We start from the raw sequence: 17,285 nt of genomic DNA on the forward strand, positions 1-17,285 counted from the left end.
AAACATCATTATCAGGCAGACCTGAATTTGATGTGTTATACACAGTCCAGTTTGTCCCATCAAACTCGGCAAGCCCACCAACAAAAGTTCCAATCCATTTATTCCCTGATGCATCAATCGCTATTGCACGAACATAATTAGAAGGCAGGTCTGAATTTGATGTGTCATACACAGTCCAGTTTGTCTCATCAAACTTAGCAAGCCCACCACTTGTTCCAATCCATTTATTCCCCGATGCATCAATCGCTATTGTCCAAACATCATTATCAGGCAGACCTGAATTTGATGTGTTATACACAGTCCAGTTTGTTCCATCAAACTCTGCAAGCCCACCACCATAAGTTCCAATCCATTTATTCCCCGATGCATCAATCGCTATTGCACGAACATAATTATTAGGCAGACCTGAATTTGATGTGTTATACACAGTCCAGTTTGTCCCATCAAACTTAGCAAGCCCACCCCAAGTTCCAATCCATTTATTCCCTGATGCATCAATCGCTATTGCAGTAACAACATTAGAAGGCAGACCTGAATTTGATGCGTTATACACAGTCCAGTTTGGATACTGCGAGAGAAGTTTGACGGGAAAGAGTGAGATGAGTAGGATGCCAATTATGGCACTAACTTTACCACCCACTATGACATTTTTACTCATCCTAACCCCCTTGTTTAAATATTTGTTTGTTGCTCTGCTCAAAATGAGCATATTACCATGTTGGAAATATACATCCTAATACGGTGAACTATCAAGTCTGACCCTGATACACCAGAACTCATTAAAGAAACCCTTGTTGAATTTAAAAAACACCTGGATATTGTGAAAATCAAAAAAACCATCATGAAATTATACAACTTTCTTCAAAAGGTTCACAAAAACAAGGAGGCTCTTTACCACGAAAAACCTTAATTTTTGGGTAAGATCTATTTTGAGCAAGAGGGGTTAAGGTGATTTGATTAATCATAAAATTGTAAACTTGAGCAATAAAATCTCTAAGACGAAGAGTTCTAAATACCGCTTCAGAACCTTCCCCCTTTCGCACTAAAAATGGTTTAAAGCCATTCCCTTTAATTTAAGGCTAAATTCAGTCTCGCACTTTCGACTTAAATCACTATTTAACTTTCAAAGCGTATTTAAATCAAATCATCACAAAAGAAGATTATTCTACAAACGCAAGCGGTGATTTAGAAACCAACTCCTTCCGATTGAGGATTTAAATTTTACTTGCCCCTTGTGGAGAGCTCTTCATAATGCCAAGCTCTTCGGTTATCTCTTTTCGTATTTCCTCGAGCATATCGCTGTCACTAACAAACATAAGATCTACTATTTCACCGTTAAGCCTGGCAATAGTCTTAACAGTCAGGAGGCCAATATTTATCGCATCCATTAAAGCCTTGTCATCAAAAACAGCCTTTTCCCTTTTATGAGAATAAGCCAATCCCCATGGGGGAATGATACATCCCATTGAAGTCAAAGTAGCAACCAGGTAGCCCGTAGCCCAGGACCCACCATCATCAGCGCCTACAGCGATAGCAGCTGCCACCTTTCCTTCAAGATAACTTGGTTCTCCATAAGCAACCATGTTTTCCAGAGATGTCATCCTATCTATAAGATTCTTTAGCTGGCCCGATGGGGCAAACCAGTAAACCGGCGTAGAGAAAATGAGTCCATCCGATTCGTATATCTTTTGCAAAATAACCTTTCCATAATCTTCAAAAATGCAGGGAAACTTACAGTAAGGTTCTTCATCCTTAATACAACCTTCGCAGGGTTTTATTTCACCATCGTAAACACTTACAAGTTCCGTTTTAGCACCCAACCTCTGGGCGCCTTTCAAAGCAGCAACCAAAAGCTGTGCAGAACCACCTGTCTTATGCGGAGATCCCAAAATTCCGAGAACCTTCATAATCCCCCCTTGCCTTCCTAAGTCATTTAGTATTATAAATATAATGCAATTTCCTTGAAATTTCGAGGGGTTAAGACATTTAAAGTAAAAAAAAAATGTTTTTTAAAACGCGAAGAACATTCTAAAATTATCATGTGGCGGAGCGTTTGATTTTGATTCTTCTCTATCTTTACCTCCTTTTAAACCTCCCCTTTCCAGACATTGTAATTAAAAAAATACCACGGACCAGAGACGAAATTGCCATAGAGTTTGAACCTGTAACTTATCATATAAACGAAAAAATAACAATAATAGGGAATTTTGACTCACTGAGGATAGAAAAAAATGGTTATTCGCAAATCATCTCCAATTCCAGCTCTTTTGAAATTTCGCTAAACATTGGGATTAATGACCTCCATTTAACTATTTTCAGAGAAAAAGAAAAGATTACAAAAACTATTCAGATTTACAGGCTCAATAAAAAAATTGAGACAGCGGTTGTAACCTCAGAATTTAATCCCATTTTCAAGATATTCAGCCTTCACAGTGTAAGAAAGGGAGATTTGGTTGTAAAGCCATTTATATTGGCAGGCAATAAATGGCTTACACTGGAAAAAAATACTTTACTTAGAGTAAAAAGTCCCGATTTTTCGAAATTTAACGCCATTATCTGCGATAAGACAACCGCACCCATTCTTCAAAGGGTGAGTAGGCACCCGATCTGCATTATTGAGGATAATGAAAATCCAGTAAAACTTACAAGCACGTACATTTTGAGTGATAATTTTAAATTTAGAGTCGAAAACATAACCCTTTCCCCGATAAAAAGAGAGGTCAAAGATACCATAATCTGGTTAGAACCAAATAAAATACCGGTATTTTTCCTCGGAAGTGATGGGAATTTCTACCTCAACCTCAAGAATTTCTTTGAACTATCTTTAAAAAATCCCGAAATTTGCGATTCCATCCTGAGCGCCATTCTTGAAAACATCTCTTATCCGGAACTTAAAATCATAAGGCTAAACAAAATTAGTTATCTAATTTGTGAACCGCCATATCTTCCCGAGAATCTCCTCTTAGAAATTACAAAAAATGGAAACAGAATCTCAGCTCCGGGCATTGTGAAAGGCTATCTCAAATTAACACCCCAAGATGAATTTGACACTATAAAAGTAACAGCAAAAGCATTAAATAAAGTTATTTTTGACTCTACTTTCACTCTTCATAAAGTGCCTGAAAACAGACACAAAACTAAATTTCAAAGCAAATTCCAGATGGTTATTACGCCATGTCAATCAAGCTCCCTTTTTCTAATTTTACTTTTTATATACACTGCTTTAATTTATACTATTGGAAAGGTAAGGAGGCAGAAAAATGAGAATGGTTGATATAATTAAGAAAAAGAGAGACGGAGAAGCCCTGACAGCAGAAGAAATATCCTTTTTTGTGGAAAATTATAAAAAAGGTGAAATTCCAGATTACCAAGCTTCAGCACTCCTTATGGCTATCTTTTTCAGAGGAATGAGCACCGAGGAAACCGTTGTCCTTACAGAACGCATGATGAGATCAGGTGAAATCCTTGACTTATCGGATATTCCAGGCCCTAAGGTAGACAAACACTCAACGGGGGGAGTAGGTGATAAAATTTCTTTGCCCCTCGCACCCATTGTGGCTTCCCTTGGTGTTTATGTCCCAATGATTTCCGGAAGAGCACTTGGACATACTGGGGGAACCCTTGATAAACTTGAATCTATTAAAGGTTTAACGACTGCACTTTCACCTGAAAAATTTAAAAAACAACTTAGGGAAATAGGAGTTGTAATGGCAGGCCAAACTGAAAATTTGTGTCCAGCTGACAGAAAACTCTACGCCTTGAGAGATGTAACCGCGACCGTTGAAAGTATACCCTTGATATCCGCAAGCATCATGTCAAAGAAGTTAGCTGAAGGCATCGATGGACTTGTCTTAGACGTAAAAACAGGCAATGGCGCCTTTATGTCAAAGTACGAAGACGCCAAGAAACTTGCTGAGACCATGGTTGGTATCGGGAAAGGAATGGGGAAAAAGGTAAAGGCATTCATCACCAATATGAACCAACCCCTCGGCTTCAAGATAGGAAATGCACTGGAAGTGGAAGAGACTATTGAGATTTTAAGGGGCGAGGGGCCAGAAGACGTTCGGGAATTAACTTATGCCTTAGCCACCGAAATGCTTATTATTTCTGGCAAAGCAAATTCAAAAGAAGAAGCGTTAAGGAGCATTGACAATGTAGTTAGAACAGGAAAAGCACTGGAAAAATGGGAAGAGCTGGTAAAATGTCAGGGTGGTGACCTGGAATTTATGTACTCCAAGGATTTTACCAGAACCAAGAATATTTACGAATTAAAGGCTGATACTGAAGGTTACCTCTTCTCTTACAACACATACCTGATTGGTGTTGCGGTTTCTATCCTCGGCGCAGGTAGAAGTACCAAAGACGACAAAATTGATCCTCAGGTCGGAATAATACTGCGCAAAAAGGTCGGTGATTTTGTGAATCATGGTGAAACAATTATGGAGCTAAGGTATAATGACGAAAAGAAATTCGGACAGTCTATCGAAATTTTGAAAAAATCATTCACGATAAAAGATGAAAAACCTGTAAAGGAACCACTCATCTTTGAATGTGTGGAGTAAATCCTTGATTTTTCCAGTAAACTCCACTATAATTTAACACAATTGGGAGGTTTTAAAAATGGCAAAACAAGTTAAAAAAGTACACAAAGAGGAGTTGAGGCACGACCCGGTTAGAGAAGCTATACTTTCAACAATCGCATTTTTTAGGAAAATCACAAAATTTAAATATTTCTGGTATGGACTTTATGGACTGGGAGGCATTTTAGCCGTCTTAATTGCTGTAGTTTTATACAAAAACGCAACAAAACCAAGGATATCAACAGAAGCTGACTTTATGCTCCTTCAGACAATTGTCTACATTTCTCAACAAGACACAACAAAGGTGCCCCTACTCCTCCAGGAGCTCACCACTAAATACAGAACTACAACTTCCGGGCAAAGGGCATACTATTACGGTGGTCTGTACTACCAGAAGATGGGTGACATAAAAAAGGCTTTTGAATACTATAAAAAATTTTTAAATTCTTCCGTTGAGGACAAATTACTTCGAACATTCACCTATGCAAACCTGTCAGATATATATGTAGACATGAAAAAATTTAACAGAGCCTTAAAATACATTGAGAAGGCCGAAAAAAGTGCTCCCTCAGAACCCCTAAAAGCTTACTATTATTATAAAATGGCAAGAATTTATTTCGTAAAGGGCGACATCAAAAAATCCAAAGAAACTCTTGAGGCCTTTACTAAAAAATTCCCAAAATCCTCCCTTACCCAAACCGTTAATGAAGAATTACTTTTCCTTAAAGGGATGCTTGGGGAGGTGGATTGAATCCCATGAATTTACCCTATTATAACGATTTTACCGCCAGTCTCAAGAAAGTAGTTGAAAGAGCAAAAGAAGAGGCTTCAAAGGAAGGGATTAGTTCTACTGTTAATCTTGAACACTTAATTCTTGGGATTTTAAGCACCCAAGATGGAAGTGCCTACGCTTTCTTAGAAGAAGAAGGCGTTTCCTACGAACGTTTTAAACGGTCTCTCGAAAGATTAAAGTCACCGAGGCTTTTTCTTGAACACCCCATTAGTGCTAAGGAGATAAGATTCAGCGCAAAATGTCTAAAAGCCTTCGAACTTGCGAAGGATGAGGCCCTTAAATTACACAAGCAATACATTGGAACAGAGCACCTTTTACTCGGGATATTAAGAATTGAAGAGGACATAACCTATAGAATTTTAGTTATTGATTTTAATATTACTTACGAAGTAATCCTTGACAAGATTTTGAGAAGCTCTCGCGAAGGCGAAAAAATCGGTCTCAGAAGCAACAAGTTAAAAAATCTTGAAACCTACTCCACTGACCTAACAAAATTAGCAAAAGAAGGTAAACTTGACCCGGTTATTGGTCGAGAACGGGAAATTGAGCGTGTATTGCAAATTCTTGCCAGAAGAAAAAAGAACAATCCAGTATTGATTGGGGAACCAGGGGTCGGTAAAACAGCAATAGTTGAAGGAATTGCTCAAAGAATTGCACAGGACCAAGTTCCTGACTCATTACTTGCTAAAAGAATTCTCCAATTGGACCTTACCGCAATCGTAGCAGGTACAAAATACAGGGGACAATTTGAGGAAAGGCTTAAAGCCATAGTGGACGAAGCCAAAGAATCTCCCGACGTGATTCTTTTCTTAGATGAACTTCATACAGTTGTAGGTGCGGGAGCAGCAGAAGGTTCCCTTGACGCTTCCAACATCCTTAAACCACCCCTTGCAAGAGGTCAGATTCAAATAATTGGAGCAACCACCTTGGAAGATTACAGGAAATACATAGAAAGAGATGGGGCTCTCGAGAGAAGATTCCAGCCTGTATTTGTAGAACCTCCTACAGTGGAAGAGACCATTGAAATACTCTATGGTCTCAAAGAAAAATACGAATCTTTTCACGGTGTCAAATATACTGATGACGCGATTGAAGCGGCAGCAAAACTTTCAGACAGATACATTACAGACCGCTACCTACCTGACAAGGCCATTGACGTCCTTGACGAGGCAGGTGCTAAAGTTAAATTAAAAACTCAAGAAAACGACGAAATTCTTGAGGAACTTAAGAAAGACTTAGAAAATGTGAAACGGGCGAAAGAGCTCGCGAAAGAAAAACAAGATTTTGAAACTGCTTCTTTATTAAAAGAAAGGGAGGACCACTTAAAAGAACAAATAGCGGAAAGAAAAAGAAAATTAAGAAGTAGAGGCGAACCCCTTTTAGTAACAAAGGACAATATTGCGGAAATCATCTCGTTATGGACGGGAATTCCAGTAACAAGACTTGCCGAAAGCGAAATGGAAAAACTCTTAAAGATGGAAGAGGAGATGAGAAAAAGGATAATAGGACAGGATGATGCCATTTCTGCTCTTGCAAAAGCTATAAGAAGGTCTCGAGCAGGCATTAAAGACCCGAGAAGGCCAATTGGCTCCTTTATTTTCCTCGGACCAACAGGTGTAGGAAAAACGGAGACAGCGAAAGTTCTTGCTGAATTTCTCTTCAATGACAGGGATGCGGTTATAGAGATCAACATGTCAGAATACATGGAAAAGTTCAATGTCAGCAAATTAATTGGTGCTCCGCCCGGATACATCGGATACGAAGAAGGTGGCCAGCTCACTGAAAAAGTAAGGAGAAAACCTTACTCCGTTATCCTTTTTGACGAATTTGAAAAGGCTGATCCAGAGGTATTTCATATTCTTCTCCAAATAATGGAAGAGGGTGTTCTCACCGATAGCTTTGGCAGAAGAGTAAGTTTTAGAAACTCAATAATAATATTAACCTCAAACATCGGTACTAAAAGCCTCAGCAAAAACAAAATGCTCGGATTCAAAACAGAGGACTTTAACAAAACCTTTGAAGAAACTAAAGAATTTCTTCTTCAGGAACTAAAAAATGCCATACCGCCAGAGCTGTACAATCGTGTTGATGAAATTATCATTTTTAAACCACTTACAAGAGATGATTTGCTAAAAATTGTGGATCTTCAGCTCGCAGACCTTCAAGCAAGGATTAAAGAGCTTAACCTTAAAATTGAACTGACCCCCGAAGCAAAGGAATTTCTCATTGATAAGGGTTACGAACCCGAGTTCGGTGCACGTCCTCTAAGAAGAACAATAAGAAAGTACATAGAAGAACCCCTATCAGAACTTATCCTTGGCAAACACTTAAGTGAAGGTGCCTTTGTCAGGATTTTAAGAAAAGGAGAACAACTTGATTTTGAGGTAATTCAACCTGAACCCGCTAAAAAGGGAGGTTAACCCTTGTTTTCCAAAATCCTCGTCTTGCTACTGGCAAGCCAAACTTTATTAGTAAAAGATGTAAAGATAGAAAATATCAACTGGTGGGACCAACAGACGATAATCAACGCTTTGGGTATTAAGAAGGGACAAAGTATATCGCCTACTTCCATAAGGTCCGTCCTTAAAAAAGCGTATCTAACCGATTATTTTGACGATCTTTACATAAAAGCGACAGCGGAGGGCCAAAAAGCAGACGTCCTGGTGAAAATTAGAGAAAACCCAAAATTAAAAGAAATTGCCTTCGAGGGTTTAAAATCTTTGAAACCCTCAAAAATAAAAGACACCCTCGGAATAAAGGAGAACATTCCTGTTAGCGATGCCACTCTTTTTAGGATAAAGAGCTTCATTCTCGAAGAATACAAAAACAAAGGATACTACGGAACCGAGGTAAATACGATTCTTTCCGAACCCGACGAAAAGGGCCACGTGAAGATATCAGTCAGTGTAAAAGAAGGTCAGAAAGCAAGAATTAAGGAGATTATATTCCATGGGAACGTCCATTTCTCTTCAAACAGACTTAAAAGAGTGATGAAAACTAAAGAGAAAAAGTTTATTATTTTCACAGGCAAACTCAACGAAGAGAAATTCAAAGAAGATTTGAATAGACTTAAAACCTTCTATTTGAACAACGGTTTTCCCGAAGCAAGAATTGACTCATTTAAAAATGAAGCCAAGGAAAAAGACCTTTTTGTCCACATTTATATTACAGAAGGCAAAAAATATTACTTCGGCGACATCTCCATTGAGGGCAACGAATTCTTTCCGGTGGAAGAGCTTTTGAAAAGGGTAAAAATTAAAAAAGGAACAATTTACTCTCAGAAAAACATAGATAAGTCTATTGAAGAACTCACATCAATATACGGGGATTCTGGTTTTCTTTACGTTAATATCACACCCTTCCAGGAAGGAGTTAGAGACTCAAGCATTGACATTAAATTTTATATTTTTGAAGGCCCAAGAATCAAAATAAGAAAAATTGACATTGTTGGAAACACAAAAACCCACGATGAGGTAATAAGAAGGGAACTCGATGTGTTTCCCGGCGAGTATTTTTCAAGGGAAAAGCTAATTAAAAGCCAGCGTGACCTCTATTACATGAATTTCTTTGAAAACGTTGAAGTTAACTTTACGCCCACAAACGATTCAAACTTAGTCGATTTGGTCTTTAAGGTTTCAGAAAAATATACGGGAAACGTGGGGCTGGGAGCTACCTATTCTCAGCTTGACGGACTTTCTTTCTATTTCCAGATTCAGCAGCCCAACTTTAGAGGAAAAGGGGAAATCGTTAACTTCTTAGTAGAATATGGCTTCAAAAAAAGGAATTTCCAGATCAGTTTTACTGAACCGTGGCTATTTGGAAAGAAACAGCAAGCAGGCTTCAGTTTATACTCCCTTACCACATATTATCCTCAATACACCGTACAGCGAAACGGAGGTAATATCAGCTACGGCAAAAGGCTTTTCAACGATTACTGGAAAATTTTTACCCAATACACTTTGGAAAAAACTAATGTCTACGATATCGATAGTATTCTCTTAACTCATCCCTACTATTCATACTGGGCGCAAAAAGGCTGGCAATGGTCTTCCGCTATAAACTACAATCTTTCTTTTGACAATAGGGACAGATTCTTTAACGCAACAAATGGCAATATATTCTCTTACCGTGGAGAGCTCTCGGGTGGACCGCTCAGAGGAGACATCCACTTCATCAAACAAGAATTTGAATTTTCAAAGCTTTTCCCTGTAAGCAAATCCTTTATCTCAGCAGCCTCATTAAAGACGGGGTACATCCGGGGCATTTCTCACCCTGATTCTGTGCCTTTTTACGAGAGGTTTTTCCTGGGTGATGTTGGGACGTATGGACTGAGAGGATATGAGGCAAATAGCGTTGGACCAATTGAAAATGGAGTTAACATCGGTGGAAGAATCTACTTCATCTTTACCTTTGAGCAAAGATACAGGATAAATGACAACATGTATCTTTTGGCATTCTTTGATGCAGGTAATTCTTTCAAGAATGTGAACACTTTAAGGCCTTTTATCGTCAAAAAAAGTGTAGGAGTTGGAATAAGGATGGAAATCCCACTGATGGGTGTGATTGGATTTGATTTTGCATATGGAATAGACTCAAAGAAATGGATGCCCCACATACAGGTTGGAACGTCATTCTGAAGACTTAAAAAGGAGGTGTAATATGACCAAAAAATTAAAATTTGCTCTCATTATTGCTTTTATTTTCCTCGCGGGAACAATAAGTGGATTCATTATAACAGCCCAACTAAAACTTTCCAATTTAGAAGGAAAAGATACAAAGCCTTATTTCTTTGAGGGCGATTCAGGAACATTGGAAAGCCCCTTTGTCCGCGTCGCTGAAATCGCAACTCCCGCTGTGGTGAACATTTCAACGGAAAGAGTTGTAAAATTCAAAACAAGCCCATTCTTTGACGAAAATGATCCCTTTGAGCAATTTTTCAGGAAATTTTTTGAAATGCCCATACCATCTATTCCAAGGGAATACAAATCTACAAGTCTTGGTTCAGGCTTTATATTCAGAAGGGACGGCGATAAATATTACATCTTAACGAACAACCATGTAATAAAAGATGCCAGTAAGATAATTGTGAAACTTAATGATGGGACAACTATTACTGGTGACAACGTAAAGGTTCTCGGTACCGACAAAAGCACTGATCTTGCAGTCCTACAAGTTAAGACAAAAAAAGACATCCCTGTTTTAAAACTGGGAGATTCAGATAAAATAAGGGTTGGAGATTGGGCAATAGCGGTCGGCAACCCCTTTGGTCTCGAAGGTACTTTGACGGTGGGAGTAATTAGTGCCAAAGGTCGCTCAGGTATCCCACTCCCAGAGGGTCCTATTTACGAAAACTTCATCCAAACCGATGCTGCCATAAATCCTGGCAACTCTGGTGGTCCCCTCTTGAACATTCGAGGAGAGGTGATCGGTATTAATACCGCCATAACTTCGCCTTCCGGTGCTTACGCAGGTGTTGGTTTTGCGATCCCAATCAACACCGCCAAATTTGTTGTAGAACAGATAATGAAAAAGGGGAAAGTAACGAGAGGATATCTCGGAGTTTATCCACAGGCGATGACACCGGATCTTGCGAAAACATATAACCTTGACAGGGTTTACGGAGTGCTTGTGGCAAGAGTACTAAAAGATAGTCCCGCAGACAAAGCCGGGCTTCAGGAAGGTGATGTAATTTTAAAATTTAACGGTAAAGAGGTCATAGATGTTGAAAACTTCCGACTAATGGTAGCACACACTCAGCCTGGTGAAGTAGTCACACTGGAAGTGGTTAAAGAAAATGGCGAAAGAAAAACTCTAAAAGTTAAAATAGGTGAATATCCAGAGGAATCAGCGATGCAAGAAGAGCAGGAAGATACTTCGGAGGGCGAAGAGGCTAAAAATCCAGAGGCGAACTGGCTTGGAATGACGGTAATAAGCACAGAACTGGCAAGACAATACAATCTTTATTCAGGCAATGAAAAAGGTGTTGTTGTTAAAAGTGTTGAGCCAGGCTCCGTTGCAGACTTTGCCGGAATTATCAGAGGCGACCTCATACAGAAGATAGGTAACTACAAAATCGAGGATATAAGCGATTTTATCAAAGCCTCAAAAACATATAAAAACGCACAAGGGCCTCTCAGATTTAAGATCCTGAGAAACGGTATGCCCATTTTTATAGCGGTAACAATAAGATGATCAGATACCCAAAACACGCAGGAACCTTTTATCCTAACACCAGAGAAGAGTTAGAAATATTTTTCAAAGAATTTGAAAATAAAAAGATTTCCGTCAGTATAAATTACGATGTCTCAGGCGCAGTAGTTCCACACGCAGGATACATCTATTCGGGCTATACTGCATACAATACATACCGAAACATATTTGTTAAAAATAAGTATAAAACTGTTGTGATTCTTGGGCCTTCCCACTATGTTTACTTCAGGGGCATAGCGGTCTGGCCAGAAGGTAAATGGATTACACCCCTCGGAGAGGCAATTATAGACTCGGAAAGTGCCCAAAAAATAATAGACAGTAAAATTTTCATAGAGGCTCCTGAAAACCATTTGAAGGAACACTCCATAGAGGTCCAGATCCCCTTCATCCAATATTTATCACCCGATTCAAAAATCCTTCCACTCCTTGTTGGCGAAATGGAACGTGAGAAAATAAGAGAAGCCGGCCAGTTACTTTCCAGGACTCTACTAAGTACCCAGAAAGTTTTAATAGTTGCAAGTTCTGACCTTTATCACGGCTATTCTTACAAAGAATGCGTTGAAACCGACAGGAAAACCATTTCCAGGATCTTAGAAGCAAGTCCAGATAAATTCCTGGAAGAATCTGAAAAAGAAACCATAATGGCCTGTGGAGAAACAGGAATTGCCATTTTGCTCTATGCTGTGGCAGAATACCTTGAAAATCCAAAGGCACAACTCATTCATTACACAAATTCGGCTGATGTTACTGGAATAAAGGGTGGATACGTGGTAGGTTATGCAGGCATTGTCATAGGAGGATAATATGGAAGTCTTAAACCTGACAAAAGAAGAAAAGAGGACTTTACTGGAATTGGCAAGAAGATCTATTGAAAATAAACTTAACAACCTGAAAGACCCTGTTTTAGAAAATCCTACTCCTAATTTGCTAAAAGAAGTGGGGGCTTTCGTTACCCTCAGGAAACACGGCGAACTAAGAGGTTGCATTGGCTACATCACGGGCATCAAGCCTTTGTGGAAGGCAATTGTTGATCTGGCAAAAGAATCTGCCTTCCACGACCCTCGCTTCTATCCCGTTAGAAAAGAGGAATTGAAGGATATTGAAATTGAAATTTCAGTCTTAACTCCTCTTCAGAAAATAGACGACATAAATAAAATTGAAGTAGGAAGGCACGGGATATTAATCAAAAGAGGATTTTATCAGGGATTGTTACTTCCTCAGGTTGCAGTGGAAGAAAACTGGGATAGAATTACCTTCCTGAACCACACCTGTTTGAAAGCAGGGCTCTATCCAGGATGCTGGAAAGATGAAGGAACAGAAATTTATATTTTCGAGGCTCTGGTTTTCAGCGAAAAAGACTTAGAATAAAATTAGAATAAAAAATTATATCCTGCCCTGATTTTGCTCGAAACGATGAGGCTTTTGGAATAATATCCTTCTACAAAAAATTCACCACTTTTATAAGGTCTTTTTACCAAAAAATTTAATCCATACCTTTTAGAAGTTGGAACTGCCATTGGGAGGCTGATTTTTAAATTTATGGGGTAGACTAAATAAAAAGATGCGGAAACCTTGATTTTATCAGAGCTTTTAAAAATGTTGCCATCTAAGTGAAAACCCGGGAAATTTAATGTTTCAAAATGCGTGTAATCCCCTCCTATGCTTAATGTGACAAAATTACTTGAAAAGGCAAAGCAACCACTCCAAACCAAGTAATTAACGGGTCCCTCCCGGTAATCTCTGTATTTAAGATTCAAGAAAATCGGCGTAAAAAAAGGAAATTTAAGACCAAACTCATTACTTTCAGTAGTGAGTCCATTCATAACATTGGACAAATTCTTATTCAGCTTTTCCCAGACAAACTCAAACTGGTTCTTCCGAATTTTACAAGCTATAGCTGTATTATCAGAAAAGTTAGAAAGGACCTTTTCAAACTGCAAAGAGCCACTGAAATTGTAGTCAAAGCTGGCTCCAAAGGAGTATGACTTCAGCAGAGTGGTATCCAAAACCCCAAGGGAAATCAATTCTCTATCATATCCTCCAGTCACATCCGGAACGAAAAGACCTGTGCCCTCGTCGTAATTATACATTCCCAGAGGCGTCCTGTAATACCTCTCCTCCTGAAGAGGTAATAATGCGGGCGTCAAAGATAAAGAACCATTGATTGATAGCCAATCCGTAAGCTTTGTTGTTCCGGCCAGCCTGTAAAGAATGGAAGATTGATATTCAGGAAAATAAAAAAAATCCGTAAATAACTCGTTTTCACCATCAGTGTGGTTAAAACCAGCCTTTGAAAACCATAATAATTTCTTATTCTTGCTAACGATACTCGTACCCAAAAGGTAACTAAATCCAAAAACCGTATCAGACAGGAAAAGCTTCACATTATCGCCCTTTGAGATCAACAAATTAAAGGAAGGCAACTTTTTAAACTGTAAACTTGCGAGTGCTTTAAACCCCATAGTGTCGCCAAAACTTAAAATTCCTCTGAGATAAAAGGGGCCCAATCTACTCTCAAGAGAAGACAGATAAATTTTCCTTATCCCAGCAGATCTAAAGGAAGCGCTTATGGAGGTCCCTACTTTCTTTAAATCAAAAGAAAGGTCAAACTGATTCCTAAAATTGTTACCTTTATCACCCCATAAGAGATCAATCTCATCATCAACGGTGGAAAAGTTAGGGCTGCGATTACGCCATTTTACATGAAAATTGACAAATTCCGTGTAAAAATCTCGGCTAAATTCTAAATCGTACCCTATATTATCATCGTCGTTTTTTGAACTCAAGGTATTCAAATCTTTATAACTCAATCTGCCAGAAAATTTTAAAGCTCCATCGTAAATAATTTCACCAACGGTAAGGAGAGAAGGTGGGAATAAATCGACCTCCGGTTCGTAGAGGCCATTACCTTTCCCAACAAACTTATAACCACCTATAAGGTTATCAAAGACATAACTGCCTCGCCCTTCCCCAACAAATGTAAAATAAACTTGGTAATCACCCCTACCCTGCCCTACAAATACAAAAATTGAATCTTGCAAAATGTAATCGCCTTTGGATGTTTTAATACCACCACGATAAGAAAGAAAAGCACAAGAATCCCCAGTCTCTTTAAAATACTCCAGTATTTCTGAAGGAAAACCCGAATAATATTCCTTTGTGGAATTAAGTCTCTTGAATTCAAAAGTGATATTGCCAAACTCCCCCTTCACTCCCGTAAAAACCGAAGGTAGAGTTGAATAGGTACTGTATTCAACATAAATTACGTCGTCGGGCAAAACTTTCAGATCCTTTAAATAAAGGGCGCCTGAAGAATAATCGAATGAGTAACTTGTTTTGTCCAAAAGCAAACCGTTCAACAATACTCGAACGGAGCCCGGTACAATCAGATAGCCATAATCAACGAAGTAAGGCCCAGGGTAAAAATCTCTATACTCGATAATCTTTTTCTTCCTCATCTGTTCAGTACTACCGTAAACCATTTTAAAATTTTTGTAAATTCCCTCAAAACCAAGTAGCTTTCTTCCCTCGTGGTAAAACTTTCCCAGGTTTAGCCCAAACCCTCTAACATCTTCAAAGCTTAAATATACTTCATCGACATCCTCCAAGGATTTACTGTAGTAATCGTTCCCATAATGAGTGTAGTCATCTTTTAGACGGGCACTAAGGGAAACAGTATTGGAAAGTTTACCCTTTAATTTCAAATCAAGGGATTGGGAAAGGTCGAAGGTAAACCCCTGGAAGATTACAAAAACTCCTTTAGAGCCTTCAAAATCAAAACTACTGGCAACAGTGTCAATAAAGAGCTCTCCGTTAACTAAATTGGCAGAACTATCGTCAATCACTCTCGGGTTTGTAAACCTTAACGTATCACCTACAACAAGAGATATTAGAAGAAAAAGCACTTACTTTATATTTAGCACCGCTTTTATTATCCTTTCATCTACTCCAAACTTGGACAGGAATTGCTCTCTTTCCTTTTTAATTCTTGCCACCCATTCATTATATTCATTTAGCCTGCCCTGTTTTTCGTAAAGTATCCGAGGATAAAGGATCTCAGGAGGAACCTTTTCGAGAAGTTTCCGATTCTCCGGTGCATTAACATCTACAATCAAATACCCAAAATCCGGATCTTCTGTCCATTTGATTTCATTCTTGAAGAGGGCCTCCAGCATAGCTGTAGAATGGGATATCTTCACTTTCATAGCTATTCCCCTTTTCTCATCCAGCTGATCTCCTCCTATATAACCGGTATTCATCATCCACGTTACAAGTCCTGGATTTCTGGACATAAGTTCACGAAATCTTTCAGCCTGAAGCTTATGATTGAGAGGGAAAAATGGCTGGGTGAATGGAGACCTGGTCTTCCCTCTTTCCTTTCCTGCTGCTGAAGTCTTTGATGTCTCACCAAGCATAAAGTAGCCAGCGGCAATCTCAGGATTGGGGAACAGTACTATACCTGGAGTCGCCGCGTCTTTCCCTTCATCACGATTTAAGATTCCAATATATTTTAACGGTGGAAGATTATGCAAATCAGCAACGTTATCAATTGCCCTCAAAGGAATAATGGACCTGCCATTTTGAGTCCACACCACAAAGTCCCAACCGTCTTTTGGAATTCCGTATTCATTAACGACATCTTCAAACTTCACCTCTCCTCGGATATAAGCATCAACATTGGCAGGATCGTTTCCTGTGAGTATAAAAATTTCTCTATATCTTCTAACCTCTTCGGGGGTCAGCGCCTCTTTTGAGAAGTCAAAAGTCCCATCCTCATTCATGTAAACATTTTCAACCCACGCAGAAGGGTCGACAGTACCTTTATAGATTACGGGCTCTGTTTTTTCGGTTAATCCAAAGGTTTTCGCAAAACATCCGTTTTCCGTTACAGAATATGAGCCATCAGGCCAGAGTGTTATCATATCATCCTGTATCGGCATAGAGTGTTCTCCGTGTTTAACAAAAGTAGTAGTGGTCTTACCCGTTCCAGAAAGCCCGAGGATAGCAACTGCATAATCCTTTCCATTTATCCGGACAGATTTGGCTCCGGCATGTAGAACGAGTCCACCTCTTAAGTAAAAATAATGGTTAAGCATCCTTAAGATACCCTTTTTACTTTCCCCGAAATAGTCAGAATTTATCACATAGGTAACATAATTATCAAGATCTACAAGAATGGCCATTTTTCCTGGAAGGTCATTAAGCTCAAGCCCAGGAGTGTATATAACTTTGAATACGGGTTTAAACTCCTTTTTGACCCAGTCGGGACCCTCTACTTCTTCGCGGGAAAACATCATAACTTGTTGCATACCCGCGACATTAGCTGCCTCCAAGGTGTAAAAGGCTTGTATAGGTACTGCTGTTTCCCCGATCCCGTAATATCCCTGTATCTCGATCAGTTCACCCTTTGATTCAATAAATTCCCTTTGAAGGTTAATATATCTCTCAGCCTTTTCAGGGCTCATAACCGCCGAAGAGAACTCTAAAGCCCTATTTTCATCGGCGATGATATATGTAAACTTCTCCATTCTCGCCTTACGCAGCGTTATTCTATTAATATTCCCATAAGCAGAAACAAGACAGGTGGGAATGTGCTTTAATGCCAGCTCTCTTAGCTCCTTTTGAGTCGGGTTTACACGATACTTAACATTATAGGGCTTATCATTTTGGGCTATTATCTCTCTAATTGTCATCTCTATCTC

General features: G+C 39.1%; 12 protein-coding genes. 8 read left to right on the forward strand and 4 right to left on the reverse strand.

All coding sequences use genetic code 11. From position 1 onward, the window contains the following. Both QMD82_00665 and QMD82_00670 read right to left on the reverse strand, forming a co-directional pair. A partial coding sequence (locus tag QMD82_00665; GenBank protein ID MDI6850439.1) for a two-component regulator propeller domain-containing protein occupies positions 1 to 658 on the reverse strand: 658 nt, incomplete at its 3' end. Positions 659 to 1,214: 556 nt separating this feature from the next. After that, on the reverse strand, positions 1,215 to 1,907 hold the full coding sequence (locus QMD82_00670; GenBank protein ID MDI6850440.1) for a flavodoxin family protein: 693 nt from the start codon (positions 1,905 to 1,907) through the stop codon (positions 1,215 to 1,217). Between the two features lie 134 nt (positions 1,908 to 2,041). Here QMD82_00670 and QMD82_00675 point away from each other — a divergent pair, with 134 nt between their 5' ends. The 8 genes from QMD82_00675 to amrA are packed head-to-tail and all read left to right on the forward strand — an operon-like array spanning position 2,042 to position 12,951. Continuing rightward, positions 2,042 to 3,274: a hypothetical protein gene (locus QMD82_00675; protein ID MDI6850441.1), complete on the forward strand. Its 1,233-nt coding sequence runs from the start codon at positions 2,042 to 2,044 to the stop codon at positions 3,272 to 3,274. Then, positions 3,261 to 4,562: a thymidine phosphorylase gene (locus tag QMD82_00680; protein MDI6850442.1), complete on the forward strand. Its 1,302-nt coding sequence runs from the start codon at positions 3,261 to 3,263 to the stop codon at positions 4,560 to 4,562. Before QMD82_00675 ends, QMD82_00680 begins: the two co-directional genes overlap by 14 nt. A gap of 58 nt (positions 4,563 to 4,620) precedes the next feature. Beyond that, complete coding sequence (locus QMD82_00685; protein ID MDI6850443.1) at positions 4,621 to 5,331, forward strand: tetratricopeptide repeat protein; 711 nt, start codon at positions 4,621 to 4,623, stop codon at positions 5,329 to 5,331. Positions 5,332 to 5,336: 5 nt separating this feature from the next. Beyond that, on the forward strand, positions 5,337 to 7,793 hold the full coding sequence (locus QMD82_00690; protein ID MDI6850444.1) for an ATP-dependent Clp protease ATP-binding subunit: 2,457 nt from the start codon (positions 5,337 to 5,339) through the stop codon (positions 7,791 to 7,793). A 3-nt stretch (positions 7,794 to 7,796) separates the two neighbouring features. Continuing rightward, positions 7,797 to 10,010, forward strand: coding sequence for an outer membrane protein assembly factor BamA (gene bamA / locus QMD82_00695; protein ID MDI6850445.1), 2,214 nt, complete (start codon positions 7,797 to 7,799; stop codon positions 10,008 to 10,010). Between the two features lie 22 nt (positions 10,011 to 10,032). Then, the gene (locus QMD82_00700; protein ID MDI6850446.1) at positions 10,033 to 11,565 is read left to right on the forward strand and encodes a DegQ family serine endoprotease; all 1,533 of its coding nucleotides are present in this window, start codon (positions 10,033 to 10,035) and stop codon (positions 11,563 to 11,565) included. Next, positions 11,562 to 12,386: an AmmeMemoRadiSam system protein B gene (gene amrB, locus QMD82_00705; GenBank protein ID MDI6850447.1), complete on the forward strand. Its 825-nt coding sequence runs from the start codon at positions 11,562 to 11,564 to the stop codon at positions 12,384 to 12,386. The genes QMD82_00700 and amrB overlap by 4 nt, the downstream gene beginning before the upstream one ends. 1 nt (position 12,387) lies before the next feature. Continuing rightward, on the forward strand, positions 12,388 to 12,951 hold the full coding sequence (gene amrA / locus QMD82_00710; protein MDI6850448.1) for an AmmeMemoRadiSam system protein A: 564 nt from the start codon (positions 12,388 to 12,390) through the stop codon (positions 12,949 to 12,951). 2 nt (positions 12,952 to 12,953) lie between these two features. Here the strand turns inward: amrA and QMD82_00715 are convergent, their stop codons facing one another. Together QMD82_00715 and QMD82_00720 are read right to left on the reverse strand one after the other, a co-directional pair. Then, entirely contained in the window at positions 12,954 to 15,488 is a 2,535-nt protein-coding gene (locus QMD82_00715; GenBank protein ID MDI6850449.1) for a hypothetical protein, read from the reverse strand. Then, positions 15,489 to 17,276, reverse strand: a complete 1,788-nt coding sequence (locus QMD82_00720) for a phosphoenolpyruvate carboxykinase (ATP) (protein ID MDI6850450.1) — start codon at positions 17,274 to 17,276, stop codon at positions 15,489 to 15,491. Positions 17,277 to 17,285 lie beyond the last annotated feature (9 nt).

This window comes from bacterium, from assembly GCA_030019025.1.
GTDB lineage: Bacteria > Hydrothermota > Hydrothermia > UBA1063 > UBA1063 > UBA1063.

What these genes read in the sequence shown, in the direction of transcription:
- QMD82_00690 (MDI6850444.1), top strand. Translation starts at nt 5,337, where the DNA reads ATGAATTTACCCTATTATAACGATTTTACCGCCAGTCTCAAGAAAGTA.
- amrB (MDI6850447.1), top strand. Translation starts at nt 11,562, where the DNA reads ATGATCAGATACCCAAAACACGCAGGAACCTTTTATCCTAACACCAGA.
- amrA (MDI6850448.1), top strand. Translation starts at nt 12,388, where the DNA reads ATGGAAGTCTTAAACCTGACAAAAGAAGAAAAGAGGACTTTACTGGAA.
- QMD82_00700 (MDI6850446.1), top strand. Translation starts at nt 10,033, where the DNA reads ATGACCAAAAAATTAAAATTTGCTCTCATTATTGCTTTTATTTTCCTC.
- QMD82_00680 (MDI6850442.1), top strand. Translation starts at nt 3,261, where the DNA reads ATGAGAATGGTTGATATAATTAAGAAAAAGAGAGACGGAGAAGCCCTG.
- QMD82_00670 (MDI6850440.1), bottom strand. Translation starts at nt 1,907, where the DNA reads ATGAAGGTTCTCGGAATTTTGGGATCTCCGCATAAGACAGGTGGTTCT.
- QMD82_00685 (MDI6850443.1), top strand. Translation starts at nt 4,621, where the DNA reads ATGGCAAAACAAGTTAAAAAAGTACACAAAGAGGAGTTGAGGCACGAC.
- QMD82_00720 (MDI6850450.1), bottom strand. Translation starts at nt 17,276, where the DNA reads ATGACAATTAGAGAGATAATAGCCCAAAATGATAAGCCCTATAATGTT.